At 62.9% G+C, this 12,423-nt stretch carries 9 protein-coding genes; 3 read left to right on the top strand and 6 right to left on the bottom strand.

Features of this window, described 5'->3' with window-relative positions; genetic code table 11:
* From ACYVHT_RS04130 to ACYVHT_RS04120, 3 genes are all read left to right on the top strand, one after another.
* Positions 1–1,578: a carboxylesterase/lipase family protein gene (locus ACYVHT_RS04130; protein ID WP_460548258.1), complete on the top strand. Its 1,578-nt coding sequence runs from the start codon at positions 1–3 to the stop codon at positions 1,576–1,578.
* Positions 1,579–1,722: 144 nt separating this feature from the next.
* The gene (locus ACYVHT_RS04125; RefSeq protein ID WP_460548256.1) at positions 1,723–2,916 is read left to right on the top strand and encodes a PQQ-dependent sugar dehydrogenase; all 1,194 of its coding nucleotides are present in this window, start codon (positions 1,723–1,725) and stop codon (positions 2,914–2,916) included.
* Positions 2,917–2,993: 77 nt separating this feature from the next.
* On the top strand, positions 2,994–3,458 hold the full coding sequence (locus ACYVHT_RS04120) for a lipocalin family protein (protein ID WP_460548253.1): 465 nt from the start codon (positions 2,994–2,996) through the stop codon (positions 3,456–3,458).
* Positions 3,459–3,541: 83 nt separating this feature from the next.
* Here the strand turns inward: ACYVHT_RS04120 and ACYVHT_RS04115 are convergent, their stop codons facing one another.
* From ACYVHT_RS04115 to ACYVHT_RS04090, 6 genes are all read right to left on the bottom strand, one after another.
* Complete coding sequence (locus tag ACYVHT_RS04115) at positions 3,542–4,024, bottom strand: DinB family protein (protein WP_460548251.1); 483 nt, start codon at positions 4,022–4,024, stop codon at positions 3,542–3,544.
* Positions 4,025–4,031: 7 nt separating this feature from the next.
* Complete coding sequence (locus ACYVHT_RS04110) at positions 4,032–4,454, bottom strand: DoxX family protein (protein ID WP_460548249.1); 423 nt, start codon at positions 4,452–4,454, stop codon at positions 4,032–4,034.
* 76 nt (positions 4,455–4,530) lie between these two features.
* On the bottom strand, positions 4,531–5,721 hold the full coding sequence (locus ACYVHT_RS04105) for a hypothetical protein (protein WP_460548247.1): 1,191 nt from the start codon (positions 5,719–5,721) through the stop codon (positions 4,531–4,533).
* 27 nt (positions 5,722–5,748) lie between these two features.
* On the bottom strand, positions 5,749–8,637 hold the full coding sequence (polA, locus tag ACYVHT_RS04100; RefSeq protein ID WP_460548245.1) for a DNA polymerase I: 2,889 nt from the start codon (positions 8,635–8,637) through the stop codon (positions 5,749–5,751).
* A 124-nt stretch (positions 8,638–8,761) separates the two neighbouring features.
* A complete protein-coding gene (locus tag ACYVHT_RS04095; protein WP_460548243.1) occupies positions 8,762–11,191 on the bottom strand; it encodes an MG2 domain-containing protein in 2,430 nt (809 codons plus the stop codon).
* Between the two features lie 47 nt (positions 11,192–11,238).
* On the bottom strand, positions 11,239–12,420 hold the full coding sequence (locus tag ACYVHT_RS04090) for a DUF4249 domain-containing protein (RefSeq protein WP_460548241.1): 1,182 nt from the start codon (positions 12,418–12,420) through the stop codon (positions 11,239–11,241).
* Positions 12,421–12,423 lie beyond the last annotated feature (3 nt).

Genomic DNA, 12,423 nt, shown 5'->3' with positions numbered 1-12,423 from the left:
ATGGATAACCAATTACCCGCCCCTGGGGGGCCGTCGAAGCGCCGGGCCCGTTGCCGCTTCACGCTGCTGGCACTGCTGCCGCTCGGCTTTGTTCCGCTTTTCAGCAGGGCCCAGCCCGCGCCCGGCCCCCTCGTGAAAACCCACGATGGCAAAGTGCAGGGCGTGCAGGAAGGCCCGCTGCGGGTGTTTCGGGGCATTCCGTATGCGCAGGCACCGGTGGGGCCGCTGCGCTTCCGCCCGCCGCAGCCGCTGAAGAAGCATCGGGGCATTCTCACCACTGCCGCCTGGGGCCCGAAGGCGACGCAGGCGGGCGGCCCCACGGGCGTGCAGGGCAGCGAAGACTGCCTCTACCTGAACGTGTGGGCCCCGGCCCTGCCCAGCAAAGCGCGCAGGCCGGTGGTGGTGTGGGTGCACGGCGGGGCTTTCACCGGCGGCTCGGGGCAGGAAAACGATACCTGGACCTTCGCCGCGCAGGACACCATCGTGGCCGTGAGCATCAACTACCGGCTGGGGGCGCTGGGCTTTCTGCCGCTGGGCCAGCTGCTGGGCCCCGACTATGCGCAGGCCGGCAACTGTGGCCTGCTCGATGCGGTGGCGGCCCTGCGCTGGGTGCACAATAACATCGACGCCTTCGGCGGCGACCCCGACCGGGTAACGGTCATGGGCCAGTCGGCCGGGGCCAAGCTGGTGGGCGGCCTGCTGGCGACGCCCGCCGCCCGGCCACTGTTTCAGCAGGCCATTCTGGAAAGCGGCGCGGTGCAGGCCGTGCGCGACACGGCCACCGCCGGCGCCGTGCTGCGCCAGCTGCTGCAGGAGCTGCACCAGCCCGATGCCCGCGCCCTGCTCACGCTGCCGGCGGCGGACATTATCCGGGCGCAGGACCGTTTCACGAGCAATACCCGGGGCCTGCAGGCTTTTGGGCCGGTGCTGGACGGGGCCACCATTCCCGCGCCGCCGCTGGAGTATCTGCGCCGGCCGGCGGCCCCGCTGCGCGTGCTGCTGGGCAGCAATCAGGAAGAAGCCGAGGCGTTCATTGGCCCCGGCTCGGTGCTGCACGAGCCCGGCGAAAGTGCGCTGCAACCGGTATTCGGGGCCAAAAATGCGCCTTACGTTTGGCGTGCCTACCAGCAGCTGCGCCAAACCCAGCCCGGCCCATCGGCCTGGAGCACCACCCTCACCGACTACCTCTACCGCATGACCACCTACCGGCTGGCCAATGCGCTGGCGGCTCAGCAGGTGCCCACCTGGCTCTACCGCTTCGACTGGCACAACGCCACGGCCCGGCCAGTGCATTCGCAGGAGCTGGCCTTTGTGTGGAACGCGCCCAAAGGGGCCTCGGCCGCCGCGACCAACGCCGCCGCGCCCGGAGCCCCCAGCCGGGCGGCCGACCCGGCACTGGCTGCGGCCATGCACGCGTACTGGGCGCGTTTCATTAAAGCCGGGCAGCCCGGCCCGGCGTGGCCGGCTTATATCTTGCCCGAAAAACAGGCGATGATTTTCGATGACAACAGCCGGATGGAACCCGTTGCGGCGCCGTATGAAGATGCGGAATTTCCGGTGCAAGGCTATGTGCGGTAGGGGTGGGGCTGCTCCCACCCGTCGTTGAACGGAATCGTTGTTTCGGTGCAAACGGCCTGCCGAGGGCAAGCCCCACCCTTACTAAAAACGTAACTCCCGGATGGAAATAGCAGTTGAATGGCTGAATCCTTTTGCCTTTCGACCATGCGTTTACGCCAACTATTGCTAACGGCCAGCACGGCCCTGACTACTCTGGCGGCCGCCGCCCAAAACGTGCCGCCGGCCGCCACGCCCTTTCACATGACGGGCAATATTTACCTGCCCAGCAAGCTGCCCGCCACCGATGCCCGCGTGGCTGCCCTGAAAGTGCCGGCCGGCTTCACCATCACCAAATACGCTGAGGGGCTCGACATGCCCCGCATGCTGGCCCAGGCCCCCAACGGCGACCTCTACGTGAGCAACCGCGTGAAAGGCACCATCACGCTGCTGCGCGATGCCAACCGGGACGGCAAGGCCGAAATGGTGCGCCAGGTGGCCCAAAAGCCGCACTTGCACGGCCTGGCGCTGAAAGACGGCAAAATGTACCTGAGTGCCATCCGGGAAATCTACGTGGCCGATGTGCTGCCCGACGGTGGCCTGAGCGAGCCCAAAATTCTCTACAGCGACCTGCCCGATGCCGGCCAGCACGCCAACCGCGTCCTGCGCTTCGGCCCCGATGGCCAGCTCTACCTGTCGGTGGGCAGCACCTGCAACGCCTGCGACGAAGACAACCCCGAAAACGCCACCCTGCTGGTGCTGAAAACCGACGGCTCGGGCCGCAGCGTGTATGCCCACGGCCTGCGCAACACCATCGGCTTCGACTGGCACCCCGCCACGGGCCAGCTGTTCGGCATGGACCACGGCATCGACTGGCTCGGCGACGAGGACCAGATGGAGGAGCTGAACCAGCTGAAGCAGGGGGCCGGCTACGGCTGGCCGTCCATCATTGCCGACGGCAAGCACTACCCCGCCAACAAGCCCAAGAGCGGCGAAAGCTACGAGCAGTTCGATGCCAAAAACCAGCGCCCGCTGCTGCTCTACAAAGCCCATTCGGCCCCGCTGGGGATGGTTTTCAACAAGGGCACCCAGTTTCCGGCCGCCTATAAAAACGATGCCTTCGTGACCATGCACGGTTCCTGGAACCGCACGCAGCCCTCGGGCTATAAGGTGGTGCGCGTGCATTTCGACGCCCAGGGCAAACCCGAGAAGTTCGAGGACTTCATCACCGGCTTCCTGGTGGAAAATGACAAGTCGGAGTTCGGCCGCCCCTGCGGATTAATCCAGGCCACCGATGGCGCGCTGCTGATGTCGGACGACGACAACGGCGTGATTTACCGCGTGGCCTACGCTAAAAAGTAGCCCCGAAGCCGGAACGTGGTGCCGGCTGGTGTAGTGGGCGGCCTTAACTTTGGCCCTTCACACCCATTCCACATTTCATGAAAAACCTTTTTCTCTGGACGTTAACGGGCCTGGCTTTGCTGGCGGGCTGCAAAAAAGATTCGACCACTCCCACCACCGAGCCCAGCGCCAGGACCACTGCTCTGGTCAATAAAAACTGGAAAATGACGGCTGTGACCGCGCAGCAGGGGGCGCTGAGCCAGGACCGCTACGCCAGCTTACTGCCCTGCGAAAAAGATAATTACATCCGCTTCAACGACAGCCACACCACCGAGGCCAACGAAGGCGCCCTGAAATGCAGCCTCAACGACCCGCAAACCTATGCCGGCCGGTGGGAACTGATAAACAACGAGTCGCAGCTCCTGGTCACGACCACCCTGTTCGGCTCCTTCGCCGCCAATACCGACATTGTGGAGCTGAGCGCCACGCGCATGGTGCTGCGCGGCACGGTCATCGACGGGGCCGTGACCACCGTAGTCACGGCCACCTTCACCGCGAATTAGCCGCTGCTTTCCAGCACAAAAAAGCCGCTCTGAATGGGCGGCTTTTTTTGTGCTGGAAAAGTTGGGAAAATCGTTGTGGATACCTATTTCCACGCCTTCAGCAGCCGCCGAATCAGGATAATTTCGCCGGTATGGTAGGCGTTGTGGTCGCCAATGAGCATGGCCTCGCGCAGGATGGTCTGGCCGTCGCCGTGGGGAATTTTGGCCAGCAGGTCGGTTTTTTCATCGTGCAGCAGGTCGATGAAGCGCTGGCGGTCGGCCTGGATTTGGTCGAGCGTGGCCTGCCACAGCTTTTCGTCGGCGGTGGCGTCTTTGGCGGGCCAGTAGCCGGCCGGCCACTCCGGCGACTTGTGCGCCTCGCCCAGCGAGAACTCCACGATGTCCCACTGCGCAATGCGAACGTGCTCGGCCAGCTGCCAGATGGTGTAGGGCACGTCCGGCACGTGCCGGTTCCAGGTTTCGGGCGTGAGGCCAGCCGTGGCTTCCTCGAAGGTGGCGTGGGCGTTGCCTTTGGTAATGAGGCTGATAAGCTCAGCAACGATGCCCTGGCGAGTGGGATTGTCCATGAGGCGGCTACTTTTTCGTTGAATGCTTGTTCAGGGCCCCGGTGCTCCACAGCGCCGCGCCCATCAGCACGGGCTGGAAGAACAGCCGCCCCAGGCGCTTGGCATCGGTGTTGAGGCCGAAGGCAGAAATGTGCTCGGTGTACTGGTGCACGTTGCCGGGAAATACCGCCGCGTAGAACGCGGCCAGTCCCACGCCCATGCGCCGCCGGTTTTTGCCCTTGAGCAGCAGCAGGGCCAGGCCCAGCGCAATTTCCACCACGCCCGAGGCCAGCACGGTCGTGTCCTTGTCGCCGGGCACAAAATCGGGCACCTGGGCCTGGAAATCCTGCCGCGCAAAGGTGAGGTGGCCGGTGCCGGCAAAGACCATAAACGTGCCCAGCACCCCGCGGGCTACGTTTTGGAGGGTTGTGGTGTGGGGGTGGTGCGGCATAGCTTTCGAATGAATTGGTCGAAATGCTATACGACATGCAAGCAGATTCGATTTAGTAGCTAGTGATAATCATGTGCTAATAATTGCAATATGAATATCGAGCGGGCTGCTTACCCCACTCTATCATCGTAACGATATTACCCTGTGCCAGCAAGCAAGAAGATTCCTCATAAGTGCCTTTTTCGTAGTGAGGAAGACTAATAAAGGTTAAGTCAGAGCCGTATTTTACGGAACTGGGACTAAAGTTTTCCAACGAGTGGACAAACAATGGGTCCACAACCGTGATAATATCGTGGTCGATAGTGGCCAAAAAGGTGGTTTCACGCCAAGTTACCAGATACAGTTGTTGCTGGTGCCACTGAAAGCAGCCGAGCATCGTGAGCCAGTAGAAAAATCTCCGCTGCATGAATGGGTCAGGCTCCAAACTTGGCAAATCGGAATATTCCCAGGAGTGCGCCGGATTAAGCTTCTGAGAAATAAGCGGCAACTGTTCCGGCGCCAGCACAATGCCGCTTTTCGTATTGCTCGGCAACGATGCCAGCAAATGATATTTGCCGTTCTGCTTCCAAATAGCAGTGGCACAGGTAGCGGTTGTATAATGAGTCCGGCCGGTACGTTTGTCGAAGAAGTAAACGTGACCGCCAAACTCGCCCTGACAATCGGTGGTGCAGACAAACCGCTCGTCTTCAAATAGCTTCGCCTTTCGGGCAAAAGGCATCGGGCCGTGGTAGGGCTGCCAGTTGCGGCTTAGCGTATCGAAGCGGTAGGCTGCGCCCTGGTGCCAGCCGATAAGCTGCTGGTTCAGGGTCCAGTGCTGCTCAAACGACAGCGTGTTCAATTGGCCTTCCAGCTGTTTGTTACGGCTGAAGTCCGTAAGGCGAAAGCACGCAAAGCTTCCTGGCGCAAACAGCGCAACCAAGTGGTGCTGGTAGATAATGGAAGTGCCAAGCGGACGAGCTTTGGCTGCAAAGGGATTGGGCAAGCGCACTAGCTGGTGGCGCAATCCCAAAGGCTTGGCAGCCAATCGGAGCTCAAAATTCAGCGTGACTTTCCCATTATCATCGCGGCTCCTATCCCGAAAAATAACCGGGGGAGCTAGCAAAGGACTATTGCACTTTTCGGTTCGCTTCCATTGCTGCTGCAAGCCGATGAAATCAGCGGGATAGGATTTGGCCGGCGGTGCTGGCTCATCAACTCCACAAGAAATACACAGGCCTGGCAGCAGAAAAGCAACCAGTAACCGCCAGAGCATCCGGAAAAAACGCATGGGTTCACAACGTAATCCACCAAGCGGTTAGTGCGCCTCCAGCCAGTTCCGGCCCGTGCCCACTTCCACTTCCAGCGGCACGCCGTGGGGCAGGAGTAGGGCGGTGGTCATCAGCTCCTTGATTTTAGGGGTGATGTAGGCCACTTCCTCCTGCACGGCGTCGAAGACCAGTTCGTCGTGCACCTGCAGAATCATGCGGGTCTGGAGCTTCTCTTCGCGCAGCCAGTGGTAGATGTTTATCATGGCCATCTTGATGATATCGGCGGCCGTGCCCTGGATGGGAGCGTTGATAGCGTTGCGCTCGGTGTAGCCGCGCAGGGTGGCGTTGCGGGAGTTGATGTCGCGCAGGTAGCGGCGGCGCTTGAGCAGGGTTTCGGCATATTCCAGCTCGCGGGCGCGGTTGATGCTGCCGTCCATGAAGGCCTTCACCGAGGGGAATTCCTGAAAATACGTCTCGATGATGTCGGTGGCCTCCTTGCGGCTGATGCCGATGCGCTGGGCTAGCCCGAAGGCCGAAATGCCGTAGATGATGCCGAAATTGACCGTTTTGGCCTTGCGGCGCATCTCGCTGTCCACTTCCCCGATGGGCACTTTAAACACCTTGCTGGCCGTGCTGGCGTGCACGTCGAGGCCCTGGCGGAAGGCCTCAATCATGGTGGCATCGCCCGAGAAGTCGGCCATGATGCGCAGCTCCACCTGCGAGTAGTCGGCGGCCAGCAGCACGTGCTGGTCGTCGCGCGGCACGAAGGCTTTGCGGATTTCGCGGCCCTTTTCCGTACGAATGGGAATGTTCTGCAAGTTGGGGTTGGTGCTGCTCAGGCGGCCGGTGGCGGCCACGGCCTGGTTGAAGTTGGTGTGCACGCGGCCATCCACGGGGCTCACCAGCTGGGGCAGGGCCTCCACGTAGGTGCTGCGCAGCTTGGTGAGCTGGCGGTATTCGAGGATGAGGGCGGCAATGGGGTTGTCGGCCGCGAGCAGGCTCAGCACTTCCTCGCCGGTGGCGTACTGGCCGGTTTTGGTCTTCTTGATTTTGCCCTTGCCGATGTCCATCTTGTCGAACAGCACCTCGCCCAGCTGCTTCGGCGAGCCGATGTTGAACTCCTGCCCGGCCTCGCGGAAAATCTGGGTTTCCAGCTCCTTGATGTAGCCCTGCAGCTCGGCCGAATACTCGTTCATGGCCCCCGAGTCAATCCGAATGCCCTCGTACTCGATGCTGCTGAGCACCGGCACCAGCGGGTTCTCCACGTCGTTGAGCAGGCCCAGCAGGCCCAGCTCTTTTAGCATCGGCTCGAACACGTGCTTGAGCTGCAGGGTCACGTCGGCGTCTTCGCAGGCGTAGTCCTTCACCTGGGCGGGCGGCACGTCGGCCATCGTAATCTGCTTCTTGCCCTTGGGGCCGATGAGCTCGATGATGGAGATGGGCGAGTAGTGCAGGTAGGTTTCGGCCAGCACGTCCATGTTGTGGCGCATGTCGGGCTCGATGAGGTAGTGGGCCAGCATGGTATCGAAGAGCGGCCCGCTGATTTCCACGCCGTAGTGGCGCAGAATGGTGAGGTCGTACTTGATGTTCTGGCCGATTTTCAGGATGGTTGAGGCCGAGAAAAACGGGCAGAACTCGTCCACGATGGCCTGGGTGGCGGCCTGGTCGTCGGCCGGCACGGGCACGTAGTAGGCCTCGCCCGGCAGCCAGCAGAAGCTCAGGCCCACCAGCCGCGCCGTCATGGTGTCGAGCCCGGTGGTTTCGGTGTCGAAGCTGACCTCCGTTTGCTGCAACAGGAAATCCAGCAGCGACTTCCGCAGCGCGGGCGTGTCCATCAGGTGGTACTGATAGGGCACGTCTTCCAGGCGCTTGCGCGGGCCGGCGGGCGCGCCGAAGCCGGCCGTTTCGCCCTCCTCGGCGCCAATGGCCACCGCTTCATCGCCGGGGTTGCCGAAGAGCGAAGCCTGGCCGCCGGGCACCAGCCGGGGCCGGCGCACGGGCTTGGAGCCGGGCGCGGCCACGCCGGCCGGCGCACGCTCGGGGCCGCCGCTCAGGATGCGGGCCGCCAGCTGGCGGAATTCCAGCTCGTCGAACAGCTCGCGCAGCACCGCTTCGTCGGGCGCATCGAGCACCAGCTTGTCGGGCTCGAAGTCCAGCGGCACATTCACGTGGATGGTGGCCAGCTCCTTGCTCATCAGGCCCTGCTCGGCGAAGTTGCGCACGTTTTCCTGCTGCTTGCCCTTCAGCTCGTCCACGTTGGCCAGCAGGTTTTCGACCGAGCCATACTTCTGAATCAGCGTCTTGGCCGTCTTCTCGCCGATGCCGGGAATGCCGGGAATGTTATCGGAAGCGTCGCCTTGCAGGCCCAGAATGTCAATCACCTGCTCCACGCGCTCAATCTCGAAGCGGGCCAGCACGTGGGGCACGTCCAGGATTTCGGCCGCGTTGCCCATGAAGGCGGGGCGGTAAATCTTGATATGCTCCGTCACCAGCTGGCAGTAGTCCTTGTCGGGCGTCATCATAAACACCTCAAAGCCTTCCTTTTCGGCCTTCTGGGCCAGCGTGCCAATCACGTCGTCGGCCTCGTAGCCCTCCATCATCAGAATGGGGATGTGGAAGCCCTGGATAATTTTCTTGATGTAGGGCAGGGCAATGCCGATGTCCTCGGGCATGGCCTGGCGCTGGGCCTTGTAGGCGGCAAACTGCTCGTGGCGGAACGTCTTTTTCGGCCCGTCGAAGCACACGCCGATGTGCGTGGGCTTTTCCTTTTGCAGCACCTCCACCAGCGTGTTGGTAAAGCCCAGCACGGCCCCCGTGTTCATGCCCTTGGAGTTGATGCGCGGGTTTTTGCTGAACGCGAAATGCGAGCGGTAGATGAGGGCAAAGGCGTCGAGCAGGAAGAGCTTTTTGGGGGTGGCGGCGGCGGTGTCGGTCATAGGGCGAAGGTAAGAGGGCGGGAGAAAGGCGGGGATGGTTTGGGCCAATGCCAGCGAACAAAAACGGCCTTGACTTTGCCGAAAAGCATCGTCAGGGCCGTTGGGCAACTGTGAAAAACCGGCGCTACAGCGCCGGCTTCACCTCCAGCACAAAGCTGTGGCTGCCCGAAAGGCCATTGGCCGCCAGGCCCTGCACTACCACCAGGTAGCGCCCGGCCTGGTCGCCGGTGTAGAAATCCACGGTGCGGGCTTCGGAGCCGGTGGTGGCAAGCGCGGGGTTCCAGTAGAGCAGGTTGCGCAGGTCGGGCAGGCGGCTTTGCTGCTGCTGGGGCGTGTCGTAGCGCGGGGCGTAGAACTCGCGCTGGCGCTGCACGCCCTCGTAGCGCTCCACCAGCACGCGCGGGTCGAGCGGGAAGTCCTCCAGGTCGCCCTTGTAGGTGGTGAAGGCCACGATGCCGTTGTAGATAGCCGACCCGTGAAAAAAGCGGCTGTCGATAACCTCCAGCTTGCGGATTTTCAGCGGGTTCATGGCCATTATCTTGTTGATATTGAACACCGGCACGCCGTCGAGCAGCACCATGGGGTTTTCCTGAAGCACTGTTTTGTTCACCTTGTCCACCACCAGCAGGTGGAAGCCGTCTTTGCGGATGCGCACCACCACGCCGGGCACGTATTCCCGCAGCACTTCCTCCAGCACCTTGAAGCGGGTGTACTTGTCCAGCAGGTAAGTTTCGTCGGGCTTGCCGTAGAAGGCCATGCTGTCCACGGGGGCCGGCGCGGCGTAGCGGTTGCGCAGGTTGCCGGCAAATACCTGCTGCACCTGCGCCTGGAAATGCCGCTTGGCGTAGTCGGCCTGGAAGCGCGGCGTGAGGCCGAAGACCGGAGAGGCCGCCGCCGAAAACCGACCAGAGTAGGGGCTGAGCACCTTTATCTGCACGGTACTGTCCTGGCCGGGGTCGGTTTGGAGCATAATTTCCCGGGGACCGGCAAGGGGGGCCAGCTCAAACAGCGCCAGGCCCCGCTCATTGGCCGTGGCGTTGGTGAGGCGGGTGAGGCGACTGGGCGAGGCCAGGTAAGCCGTGACATTGGTGCGCGGCTCGTTGGTGCCGGCCCGCGTCAGCTGCGCCTGCAGCACCGGGCCGTAGGGCTCGGGCAGGAATTCAAACGGCCTGGGCGCAGCCGCCAGCACCTCTTCCCACCGAAAGCGGCTCCAGCCCTGCGTCAGCATCAGGTTGTCGGCCGCCTCGGCGGCTTCCGGGCCCGTTGCGGCGAAGTAGTAGTCCGGGTTTTCGACGGTGCCCTGCAGCTCGGAGGTCAGGCCCAGGTAGCGGTCGATGGTCACCGGAGCCACCCGGTTGAGCGAATCGAGCCGGTACACGGCCATCGACAGCTGGGCCGCCAGCGGCGTTTGCGCGGCGGCGGCGGTGCTCACCTGCACGCTCACCTTGCTGCGGGGGCTGTACTGCGGCTTGTCGGCGCGGGCCGTGATGGCGAGGGCCTGCGCTGCGGGCCGGAAGTACAGCCGCTCGCACACCGGCCGCTGCCCGGCATCGAACAGCGTGAAGTGCGAAACCCCATCCAGCAGCGCCCGCTTACTCACCAGCAGCCGGCCCTGGCCATCGGTCAGCTGCAGGCGCGTAGCCAGCGCCACCTGCTGCCGCGAATGCGCCAGCACGTACACCGTGGCCGGCTGCGGACTGCTGGCACTCACCGTCAGGGCCAGCTGGTCGGGGCCGGCATCTTCCAGGCGCAGCACGTAGCCTTGCTCAAAAGGAGCGGGCAGCTTGCGGCTGATGGTCTGACGGTTGCTGAGCGTGACCACGGCCGTGTACACCTCCGGCCCCGCCGCCGGCACCAAGGCAAAGCTGCCCATGCCCAGCCGCGCCGTGCGGAACGTGGCCACCACTGCCCCGCTCTGATTGAGCACCTTGCCCTCGGCCGGCACACCGTGCCCGGCTTTGTCGGTGATTTTGAAGGCTACCCGGCTGCGGAGGCCGCGCACCAGGTTGCCGCCCTCGGGAAAAAACCGGGCCTCGGCCGTGGCCGAGTCTTTGCTGCCAGCCCCGGAGGCGGCCGAAGCGTTAATGACCGTTATGGGCGCGTGGAAATAGGCCTCGGGGCTGAAGTTTTTCATCCAGCTGGTGTAGGCGCGCACGGTGTAGCTGCCCGCTGGCAGCGCGGCCGGCAGCGCAAACGAGCCCTGCCCGGTGGCCTGGGCCAGCGCCACCTTGCCCTGCAACACGGGGTGCTGGCTGGCATCGAGCACTTCCACGTAAGCCACGCTGCTCAGCGCCAGCGGTCTGGAATAAGTGGCATCCACGGCATAGACCTTAAACCACATGGTTTCGCCGCTGAGGTACAGCGGCCGGTCGAGGTGCAGAAACAGCTTTTCCTGCGGCCCCCGCCGCTGGTAGCGCAGCACCTTGCCGGTGATGCCGCCCAGCGAATCGAGCGGCGCAACCTGGCCCAGGGCGGGGCCGGCGGCCGTCAGGCTCAGCAGCAGCCCGAGGCAAGCCCCAGCGCCCGATGACGATTTGCGAGCAGTTGATTTCATAGCAGAAGATGCAGGTTCGTAAGAGGTTGCCAATTCGCCGGCCATCATCAAGGCCAGTAGCTGGGCTTCACGGAAGCCCCCCGCGTGCGGCAGTCGATGCAGTCGCGGGACTTGGCCGTGTAGGCATTTATAACACCGTTTTTATATAGCGGGTAGATGGGCAAGTTGCTGCCTGCGGCAAAAGCCGACTGTAGTATCAGCACCGGGTTGGGCGTGGGCGGACTGGGCCGGTCGAGAAACACCGTGTCGGGCGGTAGGCAGCTTTCGTAGCCGTTGGAAACCCGCCAGGCGGTGGGAAGGGCCGAGCGCCGGATAAAAATGCGGCGCTCCGTGAGCGAGTGCGCCCCGATGAAGCCCACGGCGACATCCGTGCCATTGAGGCAGTGAATGTTGCCGGTAAGCTGGGCGGGCTGCGGGTCGAAAAGTGAGCCAATGCTTTCCGTATTCTTGCGCAGCAGCTCCCAATAAGCGTATTCCTCCTTGGTGAGGGCGTGCTGCTGCACCAGAATGCTGTATTGCGAAAACAAGCGCTCCGTGGTGGACGGCAGCTGCCGCACCCGGAAGTCAGACACCACGTCCTGGCTTAGGGCCGTGGTCTTATCAATCTGCACAATGGAGGAATGGGCATTGCCCCAGCAAATGCTCGGAAACGGCACCACAATGTCGCGCATCCGGCCACCCACATACTCCACGATGGGCGAGTAGATGGGAAGAATTTCCCAGGTTTCGTCGGTTTCCCAGCGGTAGTATTGCGTGGTGCCGCTGGGGTCGTGGGTATTGACGTAAATGTTGAGCCCGTCATTGTCAGTCCGCCAGGTCACGGCATCAATGGGCGGCGTGGTTTTCACCGGCACGTAGTCCGATGCGTACTCCTTGCCAGCCAGCGTGTTGAGGTGCAGGCGGTATCTGCGGGCTGGACTCAGGGTGAGAAAACTCGAAGTGTACGTGCCCTTCACCGTGCTGCTCTCCGTCAGCAGCTGGCGGGTGCCCGCCTCGTCTTCAATATACACCGTGGCGCGGGTTTCTACGGGCGGCGCGGTTTTCGCCGCCACGGCATACGTGCGCGAGAGCCGGAGCGTGGTAATGCCCTGGCTGTTGAGAAATCCATCGACCACCAGGTAGCTGGGCGGCGTGGAAATGACATCGGGCATGTACGGGTCGGTGCAGCCGGCCAGCGCCAGCAAGCTGCTCAGCAATGCCCACCGGCCGGTAAAAGAGAACGTGCGCATAGC

The sequence above is a fragment of the Hymenobacter daeguensis genome, assembly GCF_054780555.1.
The sequence above is the reverse complement of the archived record's forward strand: the minus strand, read 5'-3'. Positions and strand labels throughout refer to the sequence as shown.